The following is a 24,283-nucleotide window of genomic DNA, read 5'->3' on the forward strand; positions in this document are numbered from 1 at the left end:
TACCTCACACAATGCCGGTGGCGTAGAAAGTGCCGATCACCACGAAGACCGCCAGGGTCTTGATCAGCGTAATACAGAAAATGTCCTTGTAGGCTTCGCGGTGGGTCAGCCCGGTGACCGCCAGCAGGGTGATGACGGCGCCGTTGTGCGGCAGGGTGTCCATGCCGCCGCTGGCCATGGCGGCCACCCGGTGCAGCACCTCCAGCGGAATGTTCGCCGCGTGGGCGGCGTTGATGAACTGCTCGGACATCGCCGCCAGCGCGATGCTCATGCCGCCCGATGCGGAGCCGGTGATGCCGGCCAGCAAGGTGACGGTGATGGCCTCGTTGACCAGCGGGTTGGGAATGCCCTTGAGCCAGTCGGCCAGCACCAGGAACCCCGGCAGCGACGCGATCACCGCACCGAAACCGTATTCCGACGCCGTGTTCATCGCCGCCAGCAAGGCGCCGCTGACCGCGCTCTTGCTGCCTTCGGCAAGCTTGCTGCGGATCGCCCCGAAGCCGAACGCCAACACCATCAGGATGCCCACCAGCAACGCCGCCTGCACCGCCCAGATGGCTGTGAGCTTGGCGATGTCTGTGGTCACCGGCGCAGCCATGCCCGGCAGCGCCAGGCTGTGGGTCTTGCCGTACCACTGGGGGATCCACTGGGTGAACAGCAGGTTCATCACGCCCACCGCCAGCAGCGGCGACAGCGCCAGCCACGGGTTCGGCAGCGTGAGGTCGTCGGCGGTGTCCGGCTCGTTGCGCAGTTCGCTGCCGTAGCCTTCGCCGGCCTTTTGCGCCTTGTGGCGCTGGCGCTGGAGGAACAGCATGCCGGCGCAGAACACGAACACCGTGCCGATCACACCGAGCCAGGGCGCGGCCCACGCGGTGGTGTTGAAGAAGGTGCTGGGGATGATGTTCTGGATCTGCGGCGTGCCGGGCAGGGCGTCCATGGTGAAGGAGAACGCACCCAGGGCGATGGTCGCCGGGATCAGGCGCTTGGGGATGTCGCTCTGGCGGAACATCTCGGCCGCGAACGGATACACCGCGAACACCACCACGAACAGCGACACGCCGCCGTAGGTGAGCAGGGCGCACACCAGCACGATCACCAGCATCGCCTGGCGGGTGCCGAGCAGACGGATCGCCGCCGCGACGATGGAGCGCGAGAAGCCGGACAGTTCGATCAGCTTGCCGAACACGGCGCCGAGCAGGAACACGGGAAAGTAGAGTTTGATGAAGCCGACCATCTTCTCCATGAACACGCCGGTGAAGGCGGGCGCGACGGCGGACGGGTCGGTGAGCAGGACAGCGCCGAGGGCGGCGATGGGGGCGAACAGGATGACGCTGTAGCCTCGGTAAGCGGCCAGCATCAGCAGCGCAAGCGCCGCCAGGGCAATGATCACACTCATGGTGTGTCTCCAGGGATTGTTATTTTTGTGGGTGGTGCGGGTACGCAGAGGCTGTTAGCGAGTTCTGTGCCAACACGTTAAGTCATTGAAATATAAGGAATTGATTCTGGTTTTATGGGGGTGTGAGGGTTTTTTGTCTCTGTTTGGAGATTTCTGGTGGTTGGAAGGGCCCCATCGCCAGCAGGCTGGCTCCCACAGAGGACTCGGTTGAATGCAGAACCTGTGTTCACCCCAGAACCCTGTGGAGCCAGCCAATAGCCCCAGTCAAATCACCAAAGAATCCTGTGGGAGCCAGCCTGCTAGCGATAGCGCCAGTCAATTCACCACAGAACCAGGGCAAGCCCCGTGTCCCTGGGCCTGACAAAAATCCCTGCGGGAGTTGCGGTGCGACGACTCGACTTGCCTGCGATGCTTCTGCACTTCTCTATCAAGAGACACAAGTCTCTCTAGTGAGACTCGGCAATCCCCAACGCCACCATTTTCTTGTACAGCGTCGACCGCCCCAGCCCCAGCCGCTGCGCCGCCTCGACCACCTTGCCCCCGCATTGCGCGAGGGTGGCCTGGATCAGCTGCCGGTCAAACCGCTCGCGGGCCTGGCTGAAGGTCTCGTGGGTCAGCGGCTCAGGCACCGGAGACGGCCCGCGCTCGACCGGCACAAACGTGCCGATCGCCGCCCGGATGTCATCGGCCGTGAGCACCAGGGCGTCGCTGAGCAGCGCCGCCCGTTCCAGCACGTTGCGCAGTTCGCGGATGTTGCCCGGCCAGGCGTGCTGCCCCAGCAGCTCCAGCGCCTGGCGGTCGAGTTCGTGCTGGCTGCGCAGGTCTTCCAGGATCGCCTCGCTGAGCGCCGGCAAGTCGTCGAGGCGCTCGCGCAACGGCGGGACATGGATCGGCAGCACGTTGAGGCGGTAATACAGGTCGGCCCGGAACTCGCCGCGCTTGATCGCCGCCTCCAGGTCGGTGGACGTGGCGGCGATCACCCGCACATCGCTCTGGATCACGTCGTTGGAGCCGACCGGCTCGAACTCCTTTTCCTGCAGCACCCGCAGCAGCTTGCTTTGCAGCGGCAGCGGCATGTCGCCGATCTCGTCGAGGAACAGCGTGCCGCCCTGGGCGATCTGCAATTTGCCGGTGCGGCCCTTGCGGTCGGCGCCGGTGAACGCGCCGGGGGCGGTGCCGAAGAACTCCGCCTCCAGCAGCGCCTCCGGGATCGCCGCGCTGTTGATGCTGACGAACGCCTTGTGCGCCCGGGGCGAGGCGCTGTGGATCGCCTGGGCCAGCAGCTCCTTGCCGGAGCCGGTTTCGCCCAGCAGCAGGACGGGCGATTCGGCGCTGGCGCTGCGCCGGGCCCGCCGTTTGACTTCCAGGCTGGCGGCGCTGGTGCCGATGAAGTGGGCGAAGTTGTATTTGGTCTGGCGTGCCCGCAGCAGCGAGCGGGTCGAGGCCAACTCCTCCTGCAGGCTCAGGTAGCGCTTGAGCATCGGCGACAGGCTGCGCAACTCGTCGAACAGGGCGAAGCCGATGGCGCCGATCACCGCGCCGGCGTTGTCGTGGATCGGCAGGCGCATCACCACCAGGGGCTCCTTGGGCGTGTCCTGCATGTCCAGCAGGATCGGCCGCCCGGTGCGCACCACCTCGCGCAGCAGGCTGCCGGGGATCACGCTCTCGCAGGGCTTGCCGATGGCGCCGGCGGCGGACGCCAGGCCGAAGCGCCGGGCATAGCGCTCGTTCATCCAGACGATGTTGGCGTCGCGGTCGACGATCACCGTGCCTTCGCTGGACTGCTCGATGATCTCGAACAGCGAGCGGATCGCCAGGGAGCGCACCCGTTGGTAGTCCTTGAGGTTTTCGCTGGTGTTCATGGGGCGGATCCTGAATGTGTGTGGCCGCAGCGGCCCCGCACCCCCAGGCGCAGTAAAGCACTCTGAGGGAGCGAGCCTGCTCGCGATGAATGCGACACGGTGCACCTGATCACTGAGGATGCGCCGCCGCCAGCAACTCCTTGGTGTACGGATGCTGCGGCGACTCGAACACCTCATGGCTGGCGCCGCGCTCGACCACCTTGCCGTCCTTGATCACGATCATGTCGTGGGCCAGGGCCTTGACCACCGCCAGGTCGTGGCTGATGAACAGGTAGGTGAGGCCGTGCTTTTCCTGAAGCTGGCGGAGCAGGGCGACCACTTGTTTCTGCACGGTGCGGTCGAGGGCCGAGGTCGGCTCGTCGAGCAGGATCAGCGCCGGCTTGAGCACCAGCGCCCGAGCGATGGCGATGCGCTGGCGCTGGCCGCCGGAGAACTCGTGGGGGTAGCGGTGGCGGCTCTCGGGATCCAGGCCCACCTCCTTGAGCACGCGGATCACCTGTTCGTCGCACTCCAGGGCGCTGGACTCGCAGTGCACTTCCAGGCCTTCGCTGATGATCTGCGCCACGGACATCCTCGGGCTCAGGCTGCCGAACGGATCCTGGAACACCACCTGCATCTGCCGGCGCCAGGGCCGCAACTGTTTCTGGTTGAGGCCATCGAGCGGTTCGCCCTGAAAGCGGATGGCACCTTCGGAGTCGAGCAGGCGCAGGATCGCCTGGCCGAGGGTGGACTTGCCGGAGCCCGACTCGCCGACGATGCCCAGGGTCTTGCCGCGCTGGATGTTGAGGCTGATGCCATCCACCGCGCGCAGGTATCTCTTGCGTTGGAACAAACCGCCGCCCACCGCAAAGTCCACCCGCAGGTTGTCCACTTCCAGCACATTCTCACGCTCATCCCGAGGCAAAGCCTCGCCTTCGGGTTCGGCGTTGAGCAACACGCAGCTGTAGGGATGCTGCGGCGCGGTGAACAGGGTTTCGCACGGTGCCTGCTCGACGATCTGCCCGGCCTTCATCACGCACACGCGCTGGGCGATGCTGCGCACCAGGTTGAGGTCGTGGCTGATCAGCAGCAGCGACATGCCCAGGCGCTGCTGCAGGGATTTGAGCAGCAGCAGGATCTTGCGCTGCACGGTCACGTCGAGGGCGGTGGTGGGCTCGTCGGCGATCAGCAGCTCCGGCTCGCAGGCCAGGGCCATGGCGATCATCACCCGTTGCCGTTGGCCGCCGGACAACTGGTGAGGATAGGCCTTGAGCCGTTCCTCGGGTTTCTGGATGCCCACCAGCTCCAGCAGTTCGAGAATGCGCGCCCGGGCCGCCTTGCCGCCCAGGCCCCGGTGCAGCAGCAGGGTTTCGCCGATCTGCTTCTCGATCGTGTGCAAAGGGTTGAGCGAGGTCATCGGCTCCTGAAAGATCATGGCGATGCGGTTGCCCCGCAGATCGCGCAGGGCAGCGGGCTCGGCGCCGACCAGCTCGCGGCCGCGGTAGCGGATGCTGCCGGTGGTGAGGGCTTCGCCTTCGGGGAGCAGTTGCAGGATCGAGTGGGCGGTCACCGACTTGCCCGAGCCCGACTCGCCCACCAGGGCCAGGCACTCGCCGGGGCGGATGTCCAGGCACAGGTCGCGCACCACGGTCTGGCCGCCGAAGGCGACATTGAGGTCACGGATTTCGATCAGGTTGTCAGTCATTTCAGGATCCGCCTCAGGCGCGTGGGTCGAAGGCATCACGCAGTGCCTCGCCGATGAACACCAGCAGTGAAAGGATCAGCGCCAGGGTGAAGAACGCCGTCAGGCCGAGCCACGGCGCTTGCAGGTTCTGCTTGCCTTGGCCGATCAATTCGCCCAGCGAGGCGCTGCCGGCGGGCATGCCGAAACCCAGGAAATCCAGCGCCGTGAGGGTCGAGATCGCCCCGGTCAGGATGAACGGCAGGTAGCTCAAGGTCGCGTTCATCGCGTTGGGCAGGATGTGCCGGAAGATCACCTTGCGGTCGCTCAGGCCCAGTGCCCGTGCGGCCTTGACGTATTCCAGGTTGCGCCCGCGCAGGAACTCGGCGCGCACCACATCCACCAGCGCCAGCCACGAGAACAGCGCCATGATCCCCAGCAGCCACCAGAAGTTCGGCTCGACGAAGCCCGACAGGATGATCAGCAGGTACAGCACCGGAAGCCCCGACCAGACCTCCAGCAGCCGCTGCCCGAGCAAGTCGACCCAGCCGCCGTAGTAACCCTGCAAGGCACCGGCGGCGATGCCGATCAGTGCGCTGACGAAAGTCAGCATCAAGGCGAACAGGATCGACACCCGCGCGCCGAAGATCACCCGGGCCAGCACGTCCCGCGCCTGGTCGTCGGTGCCCAGCCAGTTGACCGTCGTCGGCGGGCTGGGGGCCGGTTTGTTGAGGTCGTAGTTGGGCGTGTCGTCGCTGAACGGGATCGGCGGGAACAGCAGCCAGCCGCCGTCCTTGCGGATGAGTTGCTGCACATAGTCGCTGCGGTAGTCGGCCTGGAACGGCAGCTGGCCGCCGAACTCCTGTTCGGTGTGGCGCTTGAACACCGGGAAGTACCATTGGCCTTGATAGCTGACGACCAGCGGCTTGTCGTTGGCGATCAGTTCGCCGCCCAGGCTCAAGACGAACAGGCCGACGAACAGCCACAGCGACCACCAGCCCCGGCGGTTTTTCTTGAACCGTTGGAAACGGCGGCGTCCCAGAGGCGAGAGCTCGAACATCAGGCGTTCCTCGCGGCGAAGTCGATGCGCGGATCGACGAGGGTGTAGCACAGGTCGCCGACCAGTTTTATCAGCAGGCCGAACAGGGTGAAGATGAACAGCGAGCCGAACACCACCGGGTAGTCCCGCGACACCGCCGCCTCATAACTCATGCGGCCCAGGCCGTCGAGGGAGAAGATCACCTCGATCAGCAGGGAGCCGGCGAAGAACACACTGATGAACGCCTGGGGAATCCCCGACACCACCAGCAGCATCGCGTTGCGAAACACATGCCCGTACAGCACCCGGCGCTCGCTCAGGCCCTTGGCCCGTGCGGTGACCACGTACTGGCGGGTGATTTCGTTGAGGAACGAGTTCTTGGTCAGAATCGTCAGCGTGGCGAACCCGCCGATCACCAGCGCCGTCACCGGCAGCACCAGGTGCCAGAAGTAGTCGGCGACCTTGCCCAAGGTGGACAGCGACTCGAAATTGTCCGAGACCAGCCCGCGCACCGGGAACCAGTTCAGCGACGTGCCGCCGGCGAACACCACGATCAGGAACATCGCGAACAGGAACGCCGGCATCGCATAGCCGATGATGATCGCGGTGCTGCTCCAGATGTCGAAATGGCTGCCGTGGTGCACCGCCTTGCGGATGCCCAGCGGAATCGACACAAGGTAAGTGATCAGCGTCGCCCACAGGCCGAGGGAAATGGTCACCGGCATCTTCTGCAGGATCAGGTCGGTGACCGTGGCGCCACGGAAGAAGCTCTTGCCGAAATCCAGCTGCGCGTAGTTCTTGAGCATCAGCCACAGGCGCTCATGGGCCGGCTTGTCGAAACCGTACTGTTTTTCGATGTCCTTGATCAGTTGCGGATCCAGGCCGCGGCTGGCCCGGGACGTGCCGCTCATGGTTTCGCCGGAGCCGCCGCCGACCGCGGCGCCGCCGATGCCCTGCAAGTGGGCGATGGCTTGTTCCACCGGGCCGCCGGGGGCGGCCTGGATGATCACGAAATTCACCAGCAGGATGATCACCAGGGTCGGGATGATCAGCAGCAGGCGCCGCAGTATGTAAGCCCACATCAGTGCGGCCCTCCGGGTCTGCCACGGCTGATCTTCTCAGCGGTCATCTCTTGGTTGGTCAACGGCGTGCGGCTGATTTCCCACCAGCTCTCGATGGCCTCGTCGTTGCTGGCCTGCACGGCGGGAATGCCGAAACGGTTCCACCACACCGTGGAGGTGCCGGGCGGGTAATAGTTGGGTATCCAGTAGTAGTTCCATTGCAGCACCCGATCCAGCGCATGGGCGTAGCGCAGCATGTCGGCCTGGGTCGAGGCGCGGATCAGGCCGTTGATCAGGGTGTCCACCGCCGGGTTCTTCAGTGCCATGTAGTTGTTCGCGCCGGGGTCGTTGGCCGACGCCGAGCCGAAATAGTTGAGCAGCTCGCCGCCCGGCGACGTGGTGACCGGGTAACCGGTGACGATCATGTCGTAGTCACGGCTCATCAGGCGGTTGACGTACTGCGAAGAGTCGATGCGGCGGATGCTGAGGTCGATGCCGATCTGCTTCAGCGTGCGCTTGTACGGCAGCAGCAGGCGGTCCATGCCGTTCTGGCTGACCAGGAAGGTGAACGCCAGCGGTTCGCCCTGGGCGTTGACCAACTGGTCGCCGTCCGGTTTCCAGCCGGCCTGCTCCAGCAGTTCCAGCGCCTGGAGCTGCTTGTCGCGGATCAGGCCGCTGCCGTCGGTCTTCGGCGCTTCGAAGACCTGGGTGAACACCTCGTCGGGAATCTGCCCGCGCAGCGGTTCGAGGATCTTCAGCTCGGCGGCGTCCGGCAGTTCGCGGGCGGCCAGGTCGGTGTTGGAGAAGTAGCTCTGCTGGCGGATGTACAGGTTGCGCATCATCTGCCGGTTGCTCCACTCGAAGTCCCAGAGCATGGCCAGCGCCTGACGCACGCGGCGGTCCTGGAACACCGGCTTCTGCAGGTTGAACACGAAGCCTTGGGCCGATTGCGGCGCCTCGGTGGCCAGGTGGGCCTTTTGCAGGCGGCCGTCGCTCAGGGCCGGGCTGTCGTAGCCGATGGAATAGCCAGTGGCGGAGAACTCGCGGTTGTAGTCGTAGGCACCGCCGCGCAGCACTTGGCGGGCGACGTCGGTGTCGCCGAAGTATTCGATGCTGAAGTGATCGAAGTTGTAGAGCCCGCGACTCACGGGCAAGTCCTTGCCCCACCAGTCGGGATTGCGCTCGAAGGTGATGCTGCGCCCGGAATCGACCTTGCCGACCCGGTACGGGCCGCTGCCCAGCGGCGGCTCGTATCCGCCGCCGCCGGCGAAGTCGCGGCTCTTCCACCAATGCTGCGGAAACACCGGCAGGGTGGCGATGTCCAGCGGCAGGGTGCGGTTTTCGTTGCTCTTGAAATCGAAACGCACGGTCAGCGGCGCTTCGACCTCGACGCCTTTGACGTCGGCGAACTGGGTGCGGTAGCGCAGGCTGCCCTGGGTCATCAGCAGGTCGTAGGTGTAGCGCACGTCTTCGGCGGTGATCGCCTGGCCGTCGGCGAAGCGCGCCTTGGGGTTGATGAAGAAGCGCAGGGACAGGCCGTCCTCCGAGCGTTCCATCTTTTGCGCGACCAGTCCGTAGACGGTGTAGGGCTCGTCCAGCGAGCGCTGGGCCAGCGGCGAATAGAGCAGACCGTCGATCTGGGTGACGCCGATGCCTTTGTCGATGTACGGCAGGACATGGTCGAAGTGGCCGATCTCGATGGCCGAGCGGCGCATCGTCCCGCCCTTGGGCGCCTGCGGGTTGGCGTAGTCGAAGTGACTGAAGCCGGCGGGGTACTTGGCCGGCTCGCCATAGACGGTGAGCGCGTGTTGCGGTGCGGCGTCCACACCGGCGGCACCCAGCAGCAGGGCCACGGCAGTGAACATCAAAGTGGGGAAAGCCAGTCGCATTGTCAGCCTTAGAGCCGGGTGATCGATAAGCGCCAGTTGTACGCGAGCGACGGGCCAGTCGCCAGCCGTATCGCACAACCGAAACGCAACGGCCCACCGAAGGGCGGGCCGTTGCACTGCAGACCGGACGGTGGATCAGTCCTGACGGCTGGTGACTTCCAGCAGGTGGTAGCCGAACTGGGTCTTCACCGGGCCTTGCACGGTGTTGACCGGTGCGCTGAACACCACGGTGTCGAATTCCTTGACCATCTGGCCCGGGCCGAACGAGCCCAGGTTGCCGCCGTCGCGGCTGGACGGGCAGGTGGAGTTCTTCTTGGCCACTTCGGCGAAATCGGCGCCGGCTTCGATCTCGGCCTTGAGTTCGTTGCACTTGGCTTCGGTGGAAACCAGGATGTGGCGGGCGGTGGCTCGGGCCATGGGTAACTCTCCAATCAAATCGATAAAGGGTGGAGCCTACCGGATTCGGCGGGCGATTTCTCGGCAATGTTCCGTCCGGCTGTCCGGTGCCTGGGTGTCAAAGGTTAGCCGTTTGCGGACGGATTGCCTGTCGGGCAGGCGGCAGGAGCGGATTCGGCGCGACCTGAGTGCGATTAGAGAGCGTAGGAGGGTTCATCCCTTCTTGAGGCTTGAGTCGGAACAATCGGAAATCCTTTGCCCGGTTTGCTCGATCTCGCCAGCGGATGCCTACCGTGCGTGGCGGCAGTTTCCGGACGCCGTATCGAAAAGCCCCGACATCTCTTTTGTTCCGGACAGCGTTCAATGGGCGGTACACGACGCTTTATCGCAAAGCGGTCAATCCAAGGAGTGGATCGGTAAATGAACATGAATGAATCAATCCTCACGTGCGCCGCGGCCCCGACCTTGCCGGCGCCCGCGGTCGCCCACCTGAATGACGGCATGCTCGATCCGGCCTGGAACAAGGCCGTCGTCACGGTGGCGGCTTACCCCGGCATGACCAACGGCGACAGGCTGGTGCTGCACTGGAGCGGCCTGGACGCCGAAGGCATTCCCGAGGGGCACTCCCTGATCCGTCATGTCAGCCGGCAACAAGTGGGGTGCGACGTGGTGTTCGTCATCAAGGGTGACCGCATCGCCGCGCTGGAGGGTGGCAGCGCGCAGGTGCACTGGACGCTTTACCGCGCAAGGCACGGCGAGACGGTCTCGTCCGAGCGGCTGTCGTTGCTCATCGGCGAGCCGCAAGGCGGGCTGCTTGCGCCGATCGTCGAGGAAGCCGTCGGTGGTGCCCTCGATCCTGATCGGGTGCCCGAGGGAACCCCCGTCACGATTCGCCCATACCCCGCCATGGCCGAAGGCGACTGCATTCAGCTGTCCTGGCAAGGTGAAACGGGGCAGGTGGAGGATGCCTTGACCGTAGCGCCGGCTTCAATGGGGGCACCGCTTACTCTGTGGATCGCCCATGACAGGATCGCAGCGTCCTTGGGCGAGGAGGTCACCGTCAGTTACCGGGTAGAACAGAAGCAGGGAAAGGTTAGACAGTCGGAGACGACCCGAATCAAGGTCGCGCCGTTGGTGCGGGAACCGCTGGCCGCTCCACAGGTGGTGGGCGCCGAAGGCGGTGTGCTTGACGTGGACCAGACCCTTGACGGCATCACTGTGGTGATCGGCAACGCACAGGCCGAAAACGGTGAGCTGGTGTACCTGCGATGCGACGGTGAACGCTTCAACCATCGCGACTATCGGGAAATCACCCCGGAAACGGCCTGGCAGTCCTTGGACTTCATCGTGCCGTACCGGTTCTGGAGAGAACATCGAGGCACCGTGGTGCGTGTTTCCTACTCGGTCGAACGGCTGGACGATGTCAGTCAAGAGTCTGAGGTGGCGTGGGTGCAGATCAGCGCGTAGCCGGGCGTGGGCACAGGCCTTCCGGTTCATGGCGATCCGGAAGGCTGTCGTTGCCGGTCTACGCCTGATTGCGCAAACGTTCTGCGGCCTGCAGCAGAAGCTGTTCCGTTGGGATGAATCCCAAGCAACCGTCAGTGATCGAAACGCCGTAACGCAAGGTTCCGCTCAAGGGTTGGCAGCCGTCGAACAAATGGGACTCCAGCATCATGCCGATCAATGCGCGGTTGCCTTGCAGGCGCTGTTCGAGCACGTCGTTGAACACGGCGGGTTGACGCAGGGGATCCTTGCCGCTGTTGGCGTGGCTGCAATCGACCATGATCCGGCCCGAAACCGGCTGGCGGGCCAGGGCAGTCTGGATGTCGGCAACGCTGTTGCGGTCGAAGTTCGGCCCTTTGTGGCCTCCGCGAAGCACCAGGTGGGTGTCGGGATTGCCTGGGGTCTGGACGACGGCCGGGTGGCCCTGGCTGTCGATGCCGAAATGCCGGTGACCATGGGCGGCGGAACGCATGGCATCCACGGCGATGGCGACGCCGCCGTCCGTGCCGTTCTTGAAGCCGACCGGCATGGGCAGGCCGCTGACCATCTCCCGGTGGATCTGCGATTCGGTGGTGCGTGCGCCGATGGCGGCCCAGCTGAGCAGGTCGTCGAAGTAGCCGGCGGCCATGGGCTGCAGCAATTCGGTGGCGATGGGCAGGCCCAGGCGGATCATCTCCAGCATCAGTTCGCGCGAGAGCGTCAGGCCGCCGGCCATGTCGTCGCTGCCGTCCAGGCGCGGATCGTAGGCCAGGCCTTTCCAGCCGACCGTGGTACGGGGCTTTTCGACGTAGGCGCGCATCACCAGCAGCATCTGGTCGCTGACATCGTGGCTCAAACGGGCGAGCTTTTCGGCGTATTCGAGGGCGGAGCGGGGATCGTGAATCGAGCAGGGCCCGACAATGACCAGCAAACGATGGTCTTCACCGTCGAGAATGGCACGGATCGCCTGGCGGTGGGCGGCGACTTGTTGGCTCAGGACATTGCCGAGGGGCAACTGCTGCTTGAGCTGCAACGAGGTGGGCAGGCGCAGGGTCAGCGATTCGTTGGCGGAATCGAGGGTGGACAGCGGCAACGCAGAAACGGACGAGTTCATATTCAAGCTTCCTGGGCGAGTGGCGGGTGCTTCCCGCGCACTCGTCCCTACTGGGGTGTTCGACAAGGGGCCGTATTGGCTTCGAGTGTGTGCTTGCCACCTTGGGGTGACCGATCGGAGGCGGCAGGCTGTCCCGAGCGGAGGCTGGTAAATCGCCAGGCGGTAAAACTGTCGTAGCGGTAATAGGTGGCGTAGTTCATGTCGTGATTCCTCAAAAGTGTCTGGTGTGTCGCGGAAAAAGGTTTGGGCCTGAAAAACAAAACCCCCGGTCGGGAGGCCGACCGGGGGTTGAGAATTCTCTGGTGGGCGACCCGTTCATATGGGCGCCATGTGGGTATCAGGCGCGCCAGTGGCTAAACCAATACCCAAAATAAAAACCGGCCGGAGCGCAGACGTCAGCCGACCGGGCAGCGGCAACCGAGCGCAGGGCGCTGGCGGTGTCGAGCTGGGAAGGGACGTTGAACATGGTGTGTCTCCGTTAGGTTGGGGCCGAGCTTACTAGAGGCCTGTGCGGCTCAGCAATCAGAAATTGCTATCGCAGGTTCCGTCAGTCTCTATCGCTTGAGTGCAGTCGATGTTGTGACACACTCTGGCATCGAGCCAATTCCCAAGGACAAACCATGTCAGATCTGACGATCGCCGCCGCCCAGTCCGTTTCCGTGAAAGGCGATCTGTGCGCCAACATTGCGCGCCACTGCGGCTTCATCCGGCAGGCCGCCGATCAGGGCGTGGAGCTGCTGGTCTTTCCGGAGCTGTCGCTCACCGGGTACGAGGGCGCGCTGGCCGCCGGGCTGGCCGTCGATCCCCAGGACGCCGTGCTGCAACCGTTGCGCGATCTCGCCCGCGAGCTGAGGGTGACCGCGGTGGTCGGCATGCCGATTCGGCTGCAGCCGCACGGTCCGGTGCTGATCGGCGCCTTGGTGCTGGGTGCTGACGGTTCGCTGGGCATCTACGGCAAGCAGCACCTGCATACGGGCGAGGATCGCTATTTCGCGCCGGGCCAGGGCGGTGCGGCATTGACGATCGGCGGCGAGACCGTCGCGCTGGCCGTCTGCGCCGACTTCACCCATGCCAGCCATGCTGCAACGGCCCGACGGCTGGGCGCGCAGTGTTATGCCGCCGGTGTGCTGATAAGCGAAAAGGGCTATGGGCCCGACAGTGCCATGTTGCAAAGCTACGCCCGTGAGCATGGGATGACGGTGCTGATGGCCAACCATGGCGGCGAGACCGGCGGATGGCAGTCGGCCGGGCGCAGCGCCATCTGGGCCGAAGATGGCGCCCTGGTCGTTGCGGCGCCCGGTGCCGGAAGCTGCCTGGTCGTCGCCCGGCGCCGGGCCGGCGTATGGCAAGGGCAGGTCACCGCTGTGCCGGAGGTCTGAATGGCGTTTGAGCGACGGCCGGCAAGCCCCGCCGATCTGGCGTTCGCCCGGGAACTCACCTGCCGGAACATGCTGCGTTACTACATTCAGTACGATCTGCTGTGGCAGGACGAAGGGTTCGACGCGGGCTGGGCGGGGCGTGAGAGCTGGCTGATCGTGCATGACGGGGTGACATCCGGCTTTTTCAGCCTGAGCCGCGATGCGCGGGCGATCTATATTCGTGAGTTGCAGGTTGTCGAAGCCCACCGTCGCCAGGGTGCCGGCGCCTGGGCAATCGGTCAGGTTGCTGCGATGGCGCGTCAGGAACGGCGCCCGGCCGTGCGCCTGACCGTGTTCAAGAGCAATCCGGCCCGGAACTTGTATGAAAGACAGGGATTTGCCGTGCAGGGCGAGGACGAGTGTTTCCTGCGGATGGAATTGGATCCGAGTACGCTTGTGCTCTGAAACGCAGGCCCGGCAAGGGCTGGATGAAAAATTGAAACTTTTTATCTTCGGCTTTTCGCTAGGTCTGTCCGGTACTTTTTTGCTAAGGTGTCCGGCAACTCAATAAGACCGTTTCGCGAGGTGTCTGCTTGATTAGGGTGCTAGTGGTCGATGACCATGATCTCGTTCGTACAGGCATTACACGGATGCTGGCCGATATCGATGGCCTGCAGGTGGTTGGCCAGGCCGAGTCCGGGGAAGAGTCCCTGATCAAGGCCCGGGAACTGAAGCCCGATGTGGTGCTGATGGACGTCAAGATGCCCGGCATCGGCGGCCTGGAAGCCACGCGCAAGCTGCTGCGCAGCCATCCGGACATCAAGGTGGTCGCGGTGACCGTGTGCGAGGAAGACCCGTTTCCGACGCGGTTGCTCCAGGCAGGGGCCGCCGGTTACCTGACCAAGGGCGCGGGCCTTGCGGAAATGGTGCAGGCCATTCGCCTGGTGTTCGCCGGTCAGCGCTACATCAGCCCGCAGATTGCCCAGCAACTGGCGATCAAGTCCTTTCAGCCCACCAACGACTCGCCGTTCGACGCCCTGTCCGAGCGTGAGATCCAGATCGCGTTGATGATCGTCGGTTGTCAGAAGGTTCAGATCATTTCCGACAAACTGTGCCTGTCGCCCAAAACCGTCAACACCTACCGTTACCGCATCTTCGAGAAGCTTTCGATCAGCAGCGATGTCGAGCTGACGCTGCTGGCGGTTCGTCACGGCATGGTGGACGCCAGCCTCTGACCATGGCCGACCCATTCGATTCCGGCGCCTTCCTGTCGACCGTCAGCGGGCGCCCCGGCGTGTACCGCATGTTCGACAGCGACGCGCGCCTGCTGTACGTCGGCAAGGCCAAGAACCTGAAAAAGCGCTTGGCCAGCTATTTCCGCAAGACCGGCCTCGCACCGAAGACCGCTGCGCTGGTGGGCCGCATCGCCCAGGTCGAGACGACCATCACCGCCAACGAAACCGAGGCGCTGCTGCTTGAGCAGACGCTGATCAAGGAATGGCGGCCGCCGTACAACATCCTGTTGCGCGACGACAAGTCCTATCCCTACGTGTTCCTGTCGGACGGCCCGTTTCCGCGGCTGAGCATCCATCGCGGCGCCAAGAAGGCCAAGGGCAAGTACTTCGGCCCCTATCCCAGCGCCGGCGCGATCCGCGAAAGCCTCAGCCTGCTGCAGAAGACGTTCTTCGTCCGTCAGTGCGAGGACAGCTACTACAAGAACCGCACCCGTCCGTGCCTGCAGTACCAGATCAAACGTTGCAAGGCACCTTGCGTCGGGCTGGTCGAGCCGCAGGTGTACGCGGAAGACGTGCGCCACTCGGTGATGTTCCTTGAAGGGCGCAGCCATGCGTTGACCAATGAGCTGTCCACGGCGATGGAAGAGGCGGCGATCAATCTGGAGTTCGAACATGCGGCCGAGCTGCGTGACCAGATAGCGCTGCTGCGCCGGGTTCAGGACCAGCAGAGCATGGAGGGCGGCACCGGCGACATCGATGTCATCGCCGCCTTCGTCAACCCGGGCGGCGCATGCGTGCACCTGATCAGCGTGCGGGGCGGGCGGGTGCTGGGCAGCAAGAACTTCTTTCCCCAGGTCGGGATCGAGGAGGATGTCTCCGAGGTCATGTCGGCGTTCCTGGGCCAGTATTTCATCAGCAGCCCGGAGCGCGACCTGCCGAGCGAGCTGATCGTCAACGTGATGCACGACGACTTCCCGGCGCTGATCGAGGCGATCCACACGCTGCGCGGCCGGGAGCTGACCATCAGCCACCGTGTGCGCGGCACGCGGGCGCGCTGGCAGCAACTGGCGGTGACCAACGCGGAGCAGGCCCTGGGCGCGAGGCTGGCCAACCGGCAGCATGTCGCCGCACGCTTCGAGGCCTTGGCCGACGTGCTGAACCTGGACGAACCGCCGCAGCGCCTGGAGTGCTACGACATCAGCCATTCCAGCGGCGAGGCCACCGTCGCCTCCTGCGTGGTGTTCGGCCCCGAGGGGGCGATCAAGTCGGACTACCGGCGCTACAACATCGAAGGCGTGACGGCCGGTGACGACTATGCCGCCATGCACCAGGCCCTGACCCGGCGCTTCAGCAAGCTGAAGGACGGGGAGGGCAAGCTGCCGGACATCCTGCTGGTGGACGGCGGCAAGGGGCAGCTGTCGATGGCCCGCGATGTGCTCAACGAACTGGCTGTGCCGGACCTGATCCTGCTCGGGGTGGCCAAGGGTGCGACCCGCAAGGCGGGTTTCGAGACTTTGTATCTGAATGATGCCGCGCATGAGTTCACCTTGCGCGGCGACTCGCCGGCGCTGCACCTGATCCAGCAGATCCGCGACGAGGCCCACCGGTTCGCGATCACCGGCCACCGGGCCCGGCGCGGCAAGGCCCGGCGCACCTCGACGCTGGAAGGCGTCGCCGGGGTGGGGCCGACCCGCCGCCGCGACTTGCTGAAACATTTTGGTGGATTGCAGGAGCTGTCTCGTGCAAGCATCGAAGAAATCGCCAAAGCACCGGGCATCAGCAAAAAGCTTGCAGAGTCGATTTATGCGAACCTGCATAGTGAGTAATATGCCCATTCACCTCGTAGCCAGTTGTGTCGATGAATATCCCGAACCTGATCACCGTACTCCGCGTCCTGCTCATCCCGATCTTCATTCTGCTGTTCTATTTGCCTTACCAGTGGAGCTACCTGGCCTCGAGCTCGGTGTTCGCCTTCGCTGCGGCAACCGACTGGCTTGACGGGTACCTGGCTCGCCGCCTGAAGCAAAGCACACCGTTCGGGGCGTTCCTCGATCCGGTGGCGGACAAGCTCATGGTGGCGGTAGCCCTGGTGCTGCTGGTGCAGGAACACGGCAACTTCTGGCTGACGCTGCCGGCCGCCGTCATCATCGGCCGCGAAATCGTCGTCTCGGCACTGCGCGAGTGGATGGCGGAACTGGGCGCCCGCGCCCATGTCGCCGTCTCGAACCTGGGCAAATGGAAAACCGCCGCGCAGATGCTCGCGCTGGTGATCCTGCTGGCCAACCCGAAGGACTTCAGCTTCTGGGTCCTGCTGGGCTATGCGTTGCTGATGGTCTCCGCCGGCCTGACGCTGTGGTCGATGGTTCAGTACCTGCGGGCTGCCTGGCCGCACCTGAAGACCGATGTGGAAAAAAAATAAAACTTTTTTGAATCAAAGGGTTGACGGCGCTTCTTAAATCTATAGAATGCGCCACACCAAGCGGGAATAGCTCAGTTGGTAGAGCACGACCTTGCCAAGGTCGGGGTCGCGAGTTCGAGTCTCGTTTCCCGCTCCAATTTGTACACGTTTGTTGTTGTGCTACTAGACAGCAAATGTTTTGAGGCCGAGTAGCAAAATGGTTATGCAGTGGATTGCAAATCCACCTACGCCGGTTCGATTCCGACCTCGGCCTCCACTTTAAATAAGCTCCGTAGATCCATGATTTACGGAGCTTTTTTATTTTCAGCGCTGGCAGCATTCAGACCTGAAAACGGCTTATGCCAACTTGCTTCACAGGGAAGTGATGTATATATTTCCCCGTCTGCTGTGCAACCGCTCTTTCTGCCGAACCGGGAGAAGGGCAAAGACGCAGAGCGACACCGCGCTACCGCCCGAATGGCGAAACTGGTAGACGCATGGGACTTAAAATCCCCCGCTCGTAAGGGCGTGCCGGTTCGATTCCGGCTTCGGGCACCATACAAATCAAAGGCTTGCGTGAGATTTCTCACGCAAGCCTTTTTGTTTTTGTTCCGCAAAAAAGAACGTGTTTCCACAATTCACTTCGTAAGCCTGACTTTTTCCGGCTGCCAGGCTGTGGACATCATTCGCCAACGATCGCTTCAAAAATACCCATGTGGTCGCACTCCGCCGACGTAGCCGATGCGCATTGGGTATGAATGTACCAGCCTACCTCGCCCGTTAAAGCGTAAGTATTTGATTCCCATCCTCTGCCTTGATCCGTTGAGATCTGGCACATCGCTTGCTTTTTATCATCTGACTTGGTCGGTTGATCATGTTCAGCAACTCCGTAACCACAGAGCATGCATAGACAAAGGGGACAATATCGTGCGCGACAGTGGCAACTCTCAATCCGGCTTTGATGTGTCCGTCCTGGGCCTTGGGGCTATGGGGAGGATTATGGTGCGGGCGTTTCTCAAGCAAGGGAAACGCGTGGCGGTCTGGAATCGTTCGCCAGGCAAGGCTGAGACGCTCGTCGCCGCCGGCGCCCACCTCTGTGAGTCTGCAGAAGCCGCCCTGGCGGCGAGCCCTGTTGCAGTGCTCGTGCTTTTGGACGACGCCGCAGTACACGAGCTTCTTGGGGCGGATGGCATGAGTCGTGCGCTCGACAACCGTACGATCGTCAATTTCTCAACGGGCTCGAGAGAGGACGGCCTGTCGCTTCAGGCACTCGTCAATCGCGCGGACGGCCGTTACGTCAAAGGCATGATCGTGGCGTATCCGCGCAATGTCGGGAATCCCGAAAGCTATTGCATCTACACCGGCGAGCATGATGCTTTCGAGCAACACCGAGAGTTACTGAAAGCGCTCAGCGGAAACGCGGTGTTTCTTCCCTGGGACGAAGCGCTGGCGTTTGCGACCATGCTCCACGCGTACTCATTTGCCGCGATGGTCGCCTTTTACGAAGCCGTAGGCGCGAGCCGGCCTTTTGGAATGTCCGCCGCGAAGACGGCTCGGCTTCTGTCCGATGCTTCGCGGTTTTTCGTCTCCGATGCGCTTTCAGACGCAGTGCGCCGGATCGAGGAGCAAGATTTCGCGGGCGATCAGGCGACGCTCGATGTGCACGTAGGCGCGTTCGGGTACATTGCCGAGTCTATGCACGCGTGCGGTGCCCGTACCCCGCTCTTCGACGCTGTGTGCCAACTGGCCCAGCGCGCGCAATCCATGGGGCATGGCGACCAGGACGTATCGGCCATCGCCCAATCATTCATGGCCGAGGCTGTCGACTGAGCCCCTGGTGGCTCGGCAGGAGGCTTGAGTCGGAGAAGGGTACATGGCCATGACGGGATGACCGGGAAATGGCCATGTCTCCATCATTTGCCGGCGCCTATCCAACCGGAGGGAAACGATCATGCACAGGGTCATCAGGCAAGCGTTACCGGGCGATCTGGAGAGCCTCTACCGCCTCGATCCGCTGGCGGCAAGCGATGCCGGCCGCCGCGCATTGATCGAAACGGCCGTGGGCTCGTCCGAGTGCTGGGTTGCCCTCGGATCCCATGATGCGAGCGCTCCGGTTGGCTATGGCTGCCTGAACCGGGGCTTCTTCGGGCAATGGTTCATTTCGCTGGTGATGGTTTCCGGCGCCCACCGGCGCTCCGGGGTTGGGCGGCAGATCTTGGCCCATTTGGAGCGCATCACAGGCGCTGAGAAGATCTTCACGTCAACCAATGCGTCGAACGGCCCCATGCGCCAGTTGTTGGCGCAGTCCGGGTTTCAGGCGAGCGGCGTCGTCGAGAATCTCGATCCGGGCGACCCGGAACTGATTTTTGTGAAGTTCCTGAGCCGCTGATCGCTCATCTATTCCATCGCCTGCGCCAACCCTTGGTCTTCACCCAGGAACCCACCGCTCTGATGCTGCCAAAGCCGGGCATAGATGCCGTTCCGCTCGAGCAGTTCGGCGTGGGTGCCTTGTTCGACGATACGTCCCTCGTCCATGACAATCAGGCGATCCATGGCCGCGATGGTGGACAGCCGGTGGGCGATGGCGATGACGGTCTTGCCCTGCATCATCTCGTCGAGGCTTTCCTGGATGGCGACTTCGACTTCCGAATCCAGGGCGCTCGTGGCCTCGTCGAGCAACAGGATCGGGGCGTTCTTCAGCATCACGCGGGCAATTGCGATGCGCTGGCGCTGGCCGCCGGACAGCTTGATGCCGCGCTCGCCCACCAGTGTGTCGTAGCCGGTGTGGCCTTGCCGGTCGCTCAGCTGGCGGATGAAACCATCGGCCTGGGCGTTGGCGGCGGCCAGGTGGATTTGCTCATCGGTCGCGTCCGGGCGGCCGTACGCGATGTTGTCGCGGATGGAGCGATGGAGCAGGGAGGTGTCTTGCGTGACCATGCCGATGGCGCTGCGCAGGCTGTCCTGGGTGACCTTGGCGATGTTCTGCCCGTCGATGCGGATCTCGCCGCTGTCGACGTCATGGAAACGCAGCAGCAGATTGATCAGCGTGGACTTGCCGGCGCCGGAGCGGCCCACCAGGCCGATCTTTTCGCCGGGACGGATGCTCAGGCTCAATCCGTCGAACACCTGGCGCTCGCCGTTGTAGGTGAAACGCACCTTGTCGAAGGTCACCGCGCCGCCGAAGGGCACCAGCACGCCGGCGTTCGGCGCATCTTGCACCTTAGGTCCGCGGGTCAGGGTGGCCATGCCGTCTTGAACGGTGCCGATGTTTTCGAACAGCGACGTCATTTGCCACATGATCCAATGCGACATGCCATTGATGCGCAACGCCATGGCGGTGATGGCGGCGACCGCCCCGGTGCCGACCTCGCCGTGGTGCCACAGCCACAGCGAATAACCGCCGGCGCCGAGTATCAGCGCCACCACCAACGCCTGGTTGACGATCTCGAACTGGCTGACCAGGCGCATTTGGCGAAACCCGGTCTGCTTGAAGTCCTCCATCGCCGCGCGGGCGAAATGGGCCTCCCGTTTGGAGTGGGAGAACAGCTTGACGGTGGTGATGTTGCTGTAGGCGTCCGAAACCCGTCCTGTCATCGAAGACCGGGCATGGGCCTGCTCCTGTCCGACTTGCCCCAGGCGCGGCACGAAATACAGCATGGCCAGCCCGAACAGGGCCACCCACGCGATGAACGGCAGCATGAGCTTGAGATCGAAGCCGCCGGCCAGGGCGATGATCGCAATGAAGTAGACCCCGATGCCGGGGGCGATTTCGATGACGGTGAACAAGACTTCCCGCACGGACAACGCCGTCTGCATCACCTTGGTCGTGACACGGCCGGCGAACTCATCGGCGAAGAATGAAAGGCTCTGGCGCAGCATCAGCCGGTGGAAGTCCCAGCGCAGTCTCAGCGGCAGATTGATCGCCAGTATCTGGTGCTGCACCATCGTGCGCAGGGCCACCAGCCCGACGCTGGTGAGCAGCACGATGCCGATGCCCCACAGCACTTGCGTTTCCTGGTCGCTCACCGCGCCGCCGGCCTGCCAGGTGGCGAGCAGATCCACCACTTGCCCGAGGAAGGCGAACAGCCAGGCCTCGTACACCGACACGCCGGCGCTCAGCAGGGCGAGCGCAAGGACATAGCCCCGGGCGCCGCGCGTGCAGGCCCACAGGAAACGGGCCAGGCCTACCGGCGGAGGCGGTGCCTCATCGGGCGGAAAAGGATCCAGCATTCGTTCAAACACGCGAAGCATTGTGGCCTCCGAAGGCGTCAAGATGAGGGGATTGTGCCACTGCGCGGTGGTCTTGAGGGTAGACGGTCAAGAACGGATGCCAAGGGATCGGCGTTGCGCCGATGCAGGGCCCTGGCCTCATGAGAGCATGGAATCGTCGTCCGGCAACCTGCCGGGCGTGACGGACAACTGACCGGCCAGGTCGAGCATCTGCAGCAGCCGGTAGGCGTCATAGGGGGCCCGCACCTTGATGTCATTGTCGAAATAGCAGAAGACATCCCGCGACCTGCGCCGCCTGCCTGCCTTGTGCTGCACCAGCCGGGCATCGTCGGGCTGCTTCCCCTGACGCCAGAGATCGATGCGTTCACTCCAGCGCTTCAGGGCCTTTTCCGAATACCCGCTGCTGTAAAGCTTCTTGTCGCCATGCAGTCGCAGATAGACGAAGTCGCCGGTCAGGTCTTCGATGCAGGGCCACTTGCCGGCGGTGTCGGCCACCACCAGCGCAACGCCATGCCGGCGTAACAGGTCAATGAAGGCCGGGGACAGGAAACTGTCGTTGCGGATTTCCACCGCGTGGCGCATGGCCAATCCGGCAGTGCTCTCCAGGTAGCCTTCTTTGTGCAGGCGTTCCTGGCTGTGTTTCGCCAGGCGCTTGGCGGCGTTGCTGGTGTGGGGCAATTGCCGGAGAAATTCGTCGAACAGGGTTTCGTCGAACTTGAAGCTGGGCGGAAACTGCCACAGGATCGGCCCCAGCTTACGGCGCAGCGCGAGCACACCTGACGCAAAGAAGTTGGCCAAAGGCTCTTCGATGTCCCGCAGGCGTTTGACGTGGGTGATGAAGCGGGGCGCCTTGACGCTGAACACGAAGCCGTCGGGGGTCTGCTGCGCCCATTGCGCGTACCGCTCGGGCGTTTGCAGGGCATAGAACGAGCCGTTGATTTCGATGCTGTTGACGGCCCGCGAAGCGTAGGCGAGTTCTTTCCTTTGAATAAGGCCTTCGGGATAGAAATCGCCTCGCCAAGGGGCATAGCGCCAGCCTGATAGGCCGATGCGCACCTCACTGCCCATCGTCAGCCCCCTTTGCTGCCGGATCGTCCTTGACGATGACGGAGCGTTCGCGACTTAGGCTCATGCCGCAACGTGCTCGTTGGCCATCTCTTTCTTGAGCTTGCCTTTCAGGGTTTCCATCTCCACGCCCAGCTCATCCAGCGCGGCTTTGCCCAGAAGTTTTCTGGCCTGGGGAAACATTTCCTTTTCCTCTTCTTCGATGTGATGCTCCAGCAGCTCGCGCACCACCTTCACTCGGCCGGCGAATTCGGGCGTTCCTGGGTCGGTGGCTTTGAGGTCGGGCAACACCAGGCTATCGACGGTGCGGTGTTCCTCCTTGGCTTCGAAATACATCACGTCCTGTTCTTTGCTGCCGGCCTGCTTGAAGGCCGGATAGAGGATGTCCTCTTCCAGGCGCGTATGGATGGAGATTTCCGTCTCCAGTTTGCTCAGCAGTTCGGTGCGTTTTTTCAAGGCCCGCTCCGTCGATTCGCTCAAGCGAGCGAGGATGTCCTTGACGCGTTCGTGGTCGGCTTTAAGGAGGTCGATGGCGTTCATGGCGCTTACCCTATGGTGGTGGATGGATCACAGGCGTGATTGCTGATTCATCGCACAGGGCGTGCCAAACCGGCGCTGAGGAAAGCGGCAAGCGAATCAGTGGGTTGCAGGCTCCAGTCGCAAAGGGCCTTCATGCAGCCTGCATGAAACGCGGCGAACGGGCATTGCAGATTACGGACGCTGAGCGGCCGCCCGCTTCATTTGAACGACGGCAGCGCACGCACATGCCCGCCGGCATCGGCAGAGGCAACGGCTGGATAGGCAATCAGCGAACCGGGCGTTGCGGTTTCCGCGATGAACCGCCTGCAAGGGCCGAAGAGCGCGGAACGTTCCTCCGGCAGGCAGGTGGGCAAGTACGTGCGCAGCACCCTCGGATCGTAAAAGCGGAACACCAGCGGGTTGCCTGTGAAATCCTCGACCTTGAGCAAGGTTCGAAAGTGACGTCGTAACTGGCGAAGGGATATGTCTGCCGGCGCAACGACAAAATAGCCCCAACTGGCTCCCCAGCCAGCATCCAGCAGTGCGCCGGTGAACGGCTGGTGCGGATCGAGATGAACCAGGTAGGGGGCGACGGCGGACAGCGCCGGTTCGAGCTTGCCGGCATACAGGCAGGTGAATTCCGCCCCGCTTGAACGGACCATGGGTTCGATCCGTTCGTCTCGGCCACCGTCGAGCAAGGCGTAGACCTGCGGTGCGCCGGGGTGAACGCCCTCGTGCCACAACTCGCCCATCAGCCATGTCATCAGACCCAGATCCAACTCAGGCAGGGCGTTGGTCATGAGCAGACCTCACAGAAAGGCGTGCCGTTTTCGGCCGCACGCTTGAGGGTCAGGGCCTGGCTGTTCTGGCGTTGAAGGCGGGCCTGCTTGCGTTCGGCGATCGTGGGGGCAGGTACAGACGCCTCGGGCGGCCCGGCAACCGTGGCGGGCTTCAACAGTTGCCCGTTTTTATCCCGGTCCGCTGCCCACGGGATGACGGGCGCCAGGATCGCAATCCCGCTCCCCACCCCCGGCGCCCCGCCGGTATTGGCCTTCACCTCGGCCCCGCTGATGGTCACCCCACCCGCGTCCACCTTCACGAAGCTGCCGCCGGCCTTGGCCGTCAGTTCCATGCCGCCCTCGACCACGACCTTCTCGCCGGCGTAGTAATGGATTTCGGTTCCAGCCTCGACGAACTGCCCGGTGCCGACCTTCACGTGCCGGGTCACTGCGACGGTGAGGTGGTCGTCGGCGCGCATTTCACTGATGCGATTCAGATGAGTGATGCGGTGCTCCTCGACCTTGAACTCGCTGTAGGCGTTGGCCTCGACGGTGTCGTGCCGTTCGTTGCCGATGCGGATCCGTTGGTCGTGCTCGATGTTCTCGTCCCAGTCGCGCTGGGTGTGCAGGTAGATCTGCTCGGCGCCCTTGCGGTCCTCGATGCGCAGTTCGTTGTAGCCCTTGCCGCCGGGGGAGCTGAGGGTCTTGAAGGTGCTGCGGGTCTTGTTCGCGGGCAGGTCGTAGGGGACGACGTTTTCCTTGTGGTACAGGCAGCCGGTGACCAGCGGCTGGTCGGGGTC

General features: G+C 63.5%; 20 protein-coding genes, 3 tRNA genes and 1 pseudogene. 11 read left to right on the forward strand and 13 right to left on the reverse strand.

Annotated elements, in window-relative coordinates; genetic code table 11:
* Positions 1 to 4: 4 nt before the first annotated feature.
* The 7 genes from CAG31_RS15385 to CAG31_RS15415 form a co-directional block, all read right to left on the reverse strand.
* Positions 5 to 1,396 carry a GntP family permease gene (locus CAG31_RS15385; protein ID WP_085582540.1) on the reverse strand — a complete coding sequence of 464 codons (1,392 nt, stop codon included), beginning with the start codon at positions 1,394 to 1,396 and terminating at the stop codon, positions 5 to 7.
* Between the two features lie 446 nt (positions 1,397 to 1,842).
* The gene (locus CAG31_RS15390) at positions 1,843 to 3,258 is read right to left on the reverse strand and encodes a sigma-54-dependent Fis family transcriptional regulator (protein WP_085582542.1); all 1,416 of its coding nucleotides are present in this window, start codon (positions 3,256 to 3,258) and stop codon (positions 1,843 to 1,845) included.
* 109 nt (positions 3,259 to 3,367) lie between these two features.
* Positions 3,368 to 4,942 (reverse strand): ABC transporter ATP-binding protein, encoded by a 1,575-nt coding sequence (locus CAG31_RS15395; RefSeq protein WP_085582544.1) that lies wholly within the window; start codon positions 4,940 to 4,942, stop codon positions 3,368 to 3,370.
* Between the two features lie 13 nt (positions 4,943 to 4,955).
* Positions 4,956 to 5,978: an ABC transporter permease gene (locus CAG31_RS15400; protein ID WP_085582547.1), complete on the reverse strand. Its 1,023-nt coding sequence runs from the start codon at positions 5,976 to 5,978 to the stop codon at positions 4,956 to 4,958.
* Positions 5,978 to 7,039, reverse strand: coding sequence for a microcin C ABC transporter permease YejB (locus CAG31_RS15405; protein WP_085582549.1), 1,062 nt, complete (start codon positions 7,037 to 7,039; stop codon positions 5,978 to 5,980). Before CAG31_RS15405 ends, CAG31_RS15400 begins: the two co-directional genes overlap by 1 nt.
* Complete coding sequence (locus CAG31_RS15410; RefSeq protein WP_085582551.1) at positions 7,039 to 8,907, reverse strand: extracellular solute-binding protein; 1,869 nt, start codon at positions 8,905 to 8,907, stop codon at positions 7,039 to 7,041. Before CAG31_RS15410 ends, CAG31_RS15405 begins: the two co-directional genes overlap by 1 nt.
* 135 nt (positions 8,908 to 9,042) lie before the next feature.
* Positions 9,043 to 9,324: a peptidylprolyl isomerase gene (locus CAG31_RS15415; protein WP_085582553.1), complete on the reverse strand. Its 282-nt coding sequence runs from the start codon at positions 9,322 to 9,324 to the stop codon at positions 9,043 to 9,045.
* Positions 9,325 to 9,723: 399 nt separating this feature from the next.
* Here CAG31_RS15415 and CAG31_RS15420 point away from each other — a divergent pair, with 399 nt between their 5' ends.
* Complete coding sequence (locus CAG31_RS15420) at positions 9,724 to 10,770, forward strand: hypothetical protein (protein WP_085582555.1); 1,047 nt, start codon at positions 9,724 to 9,726, stop codon at positions 10,768 to 10,770.
* 58 nt (positions 10,771 to 10,828) lie between these two features.
* Here the strand turns inward: CAG31_RS15420 and CAG31_RS15425 are convergent, their stop codons facing one another.
* Entirely contained in the window at positions 10,829 to 11,899 is a 1,071-nt protein-coding gene (locus CAG31_RS15425; RefSeq protein WP_085582557.1) for a 3-deoxy-7-phosphoheptulonate synthase, read from the reverse strand.
* 620 nt (positions 11,900 to 12,519) lie between these two features.
* On the opposite strand from CAG31_RS15425, the gene CAG31_RS15435 reads away from it, so the two are divergent.
* The 10 genes from CAG31_RS15435 (at position 12,520) to CAG31_RS15480 (ending at position 19,279) form a co-directional block, all read left to right on the forward strand.
* Positions 12,520 to 13,278 (forward strand): carbon-nitrogen hydrolase family protein, encoded by a 759-nt coding sequence (locus CAG31_RS15435; protein WP_085582560.1) that lies wholly within the window; start codon positions 12,520 to 12,522, stop codon positions 13,276 to 13,278.
* On the forward strand, positions 13,279 to 13,722 hold the full coding sequence (locus CAG31_RS15440; protein WP_085582562.1) for an N-acetyltransferase: 444 nt from the start codon (positions 13,279 to 13,281) through the stop codon (positions 13,720 to 13,722).
* 128 nt (positions 13,723 to 13,850) lie between these two features.
* Positions 13,851 to 14,492, forward strand: coding sequence for a UvrY/SirA/GacA family response regulator transcription factor (gene uvrY, locus CAG31_RS15445; RefSeq protein ID WP_085582564.1), 642 nt, complete (start codon positions 13,851 to 13,853; stop codon positions 14,490 to 14,492).
* A gap of 2 nt (positions 14,493 to 14,494) precedes the next feature.
* On the forward strand, positions 14,495 to 16,318 hold the full coding sequence (uvrC, locus tag CAG31_RS15450) for an excinuclease ABC subunit UvrC (RefSeq protein ID WP_085582566.1): 1,824 nt from the start codon (positions 14,495 to 14,497) through the stop codon (positions 16,316 to 16,318).
* A gap of 32 nt (positions 16,319 to 16,350) precedes the next feature.
* The gene (pgsA, locus tag CAG31_RS15455; protein WP_085582590.1) at positions 16,351 to 16,911 is read left to right on the forward strand and encodes a CDP-diacylglycerol--glycerol-3-phosphate 3-phosphatidyltransferase; all 561 of its coding nucleotides are present in this window, start codon (positions 16,351 to 16,353) and stop codon (positions 16,909 to 16,911) included.
* 60 nt (positions 16,912 to 16,971) lie between these two features.
* Positions 16,972 to 17,047 (forward strand) — tRNA-Gly (locus tag CAG31_RS15460).
* A 46-nt stretch (positions 17,048 to 17,093) separates the two neighbouring features.
* Positions 17,094 to 17,167: transfer RNA gene (locus CAG31_RS15465), tRNA-Cys, on the forward strand.
* 194 nt (positions 17,168 to 17,361) lie between these two features.
* Positions 17,362 to 17,448: transfer RNA gene (locus CAG31_RS15470), tRNA-Leu, on the forward strand.
* 369 nt (positions 17,449 to 17,817) lie between these two features.
* A complete protein-coding gene (locus tag CAG31_RS15475) occupies positions 17,818 to 18,720 on the forward strand; it encodes an NAD(P)-dependent oxidoreductase (RefSeq protein ID WP_256578274.1) in 903 nt (300 codons plus the stop codon).
* A gap of 121 nt (positions 18,721 to 18,841) precedes the next feature.
* Entirely contained in the window at positions 18,842 to 19,279 is a 438-nt protein-coding gene (locus tag CAG31_RS15480) for a GNAT family N-acetyltransferase (protein WP_085582568.1), read from the forward strand.
* Positions 19,280 to 19,287: 8 nt separating this feature from the next.
* On the opposite strand, the gene CAG31_RS15485 is transcribed toward CAG31_RS15480, so the two are convergent.
* From CAG31_RS15485 to CAG31_RS15505, 5 genes and pseudogenes are all read right to left on the reverse strand, one after another.
* Complete coding sequence (locus tag CAG31_RS15485) at positions 19,288 to 21,141, reverse strand: ABC transporter ATP-binding protein (protein WP_085582570.1); 1,854 nt, start codon at positions 21,139 to 21,141, stop codon at positions 19,288 to 19,290.
* Between the two features lie 117 nt (positions 21,142 to 21,258).
* Positions 21,259 to 22,188, reverse strand: coding sequence for a DUF72 domain-containing protein (locus CAG31_RS15490; RefSeq protein WP_085582572.1), 930 nt, complete (start codon positions 22,186 to 22,188; stop codon positions 21,259 to 21,261).
* Positions 22,189 to 22,248: 60 nt separating this feature from the next.
* Positions 22,249 to 22,725 carry a hemerythrin domain-containing protein gene (locus CAG31_RS15495; protein ID WP_085582574.1) on the reverse strand — a complete coding sequence of 159 codons (477 nt, stop codon included), beginning with the start codon at positions 22,723 to 22,725 and terminating at the stop codon, positions 22,249 to 22,251.
* Positions 22,726 to 22,922: 197 nt separating this feature from the next.
* Positions 22,923 to 23,504, reverse strand: a complete 582-nt coding sequence (locus CAG31_RS15500) for a DUF4123 domain-containing protein (protein ID WP_085582576.1) — start codon at positions 23,502 to 23,504, stop codon at positions 22,923 to 22,925.
* Positions 23,501 to 24,283 (reverse strand): annotated as a pseudogene (locus tag CAG31_RS15505) (type VI secretion system tip protein VgrG); the annotation flags it as partial. The pseudogene CAG31_RS15505 and the gene CAG31_RS15500, both read right to left, overlap by 4 nt.

Origin of the sequence: Pseudomonas sp. R25(2017) (genome assembly GCF_002112565.1) — a bacterium.
Taxonomy (GTDB): Bacteria; Pseudomonadota; Gammaproteobacteria; order Pseudomonadales; family Pseudomonadaceae; genus Aquipseudomonas; species Aquipseudomonas ekonensis.

Excerpts from the sequence above, each read along its gene's own strand:
- CAG31_RS15385 (WP_085582540.1), bottom strand. The coding sequence starts at position 1,396 with ATGAGTGTGATCATTGCCCTGGCGGCGCTTGCGCTGCTGATGCTGGCC.
- CAG31_RS15390 (WP_085582542.1), bottom strand. The coding sequence starts at position 3,258 with ATGAACACCAGCGAAAACCTCAAGGACTACCAACGGGTGCGCTCCCTG.
- CAG31_RS15395 (WP_085582544.1), bottom strand. The coding sequence starts at position 4,942 with ATGACTGACAACCTGATCGAAATCCGTGACCTCAATGTCGCCTTCGGC.
- CAG31_RS15400 (WP_085582547.1), bottom strand. The coding sequence starts at position 5,978 with ATGTTCGAGCTCTCGCCTCTGGGACGCCGCCGTTTCCAACGGTTCAAG.
- CAG31_RS15405 (WP_085582549.1), bottom strand. The coding sequence starts at position 7,039 with ATGTGGGCTTACATACTGCGGCGCCTGCTGCTGATCATCCCGACCCTG.
- CAG31_RS15410 (WP_085582551.1), bottom strand. The coding sequence starts at position 8,907 with ATGCGACTGGCTTTCCCCACTTTGATGTTCACTGCCGTGGCCCTGCTG.
- CAG31_RS15415 (WP_085582553.1), bottom strand. The coding sequence starts at position 9,324 with ATGGCCCGAGCCACCGCCCGCCACATCCTGGTTTCCACCGAAGCCAAG.
- CAG31_RS15420 (WP_085582555.1), top strand. The coding sequence starts at position 9,724 with ATGAACATGAATGAATCAATCCTCACGTGCGCCGCGGCCCCGACCTTG.
- CAG31_RS15425 (WP_085582557.1), bottom strand. The coding sequence starts at position 11,899 with ATGAACTCGTCCGTTTCTGCGTTGCCGCTGTCCACCCTCGATTCCGCC.
- CAG31_RS15435 (WP_085582560.1), top strand. The coding sequence starts at position 12,520 with ATGTCAGATCTGACGATCGCCGCCGCCCAGTCCGTTTCCGTGAAAGGC.
- CAG31_RS15440 (WP_085582562.1), top strand. The coding sequence starts at position 13,279 with ATGGCGTTTGAGCGACGGCCGGCAAGCCCCGCCGATCTGGCGTTCGCC.
- uvrC (WP_085582566.1), top strand. The coding sequence starts at position 14,495 with ATGGCCGACCCATTCGATTCCGGCGCCTTCCTGTCGACCGTCAGCGGG.
- pgsA (WP_085582590.1), top strand. The coding sequence starts at position 16,351 with ATGAATATCCCGAACCTGATCACCGTACTCCGCGTCCTGCTCATCCCG.
- CAG31_RS15480 (WP_085582568.1), top strand. The coding sequence starts at position 18,842 with ATGCACAGGGTCATCAGGCAAGCGTTACCGGGCGATCTGGAGAGCCTC.
- CAG31_RS15485 (WP_085582570.1), bottom strand. The coding sequence starts at position 21,141 with ATGCTTCGCGTGTTTGAACGAATGCTGGATCCTTTTCCGCCCGATGAG.
- CAG31_RS15490 (WP_085582572.1), bottom strand. The coding sequence starts at position 22,188 with ATGGGCAGTGAGGTGCGCATCGGCCTATCAGGCTGGCGCTATGCCCCT.
- CAG31_RS15495 (WP_085582574.1), bottom strand. The coding sequence starts at position 22,725 with ATGAACGCCATCGACCTCCTTAAAGCCGACCACGAACGCGTCAAGGAC.
- CAG31_RS15500 (WP_085582576.1), bottom strand. The coding sequence starts at position 23,504 with ATGACCAACGCCCTGCCTGAGTTGGATCTGGGTCTGATGACATGGCTG.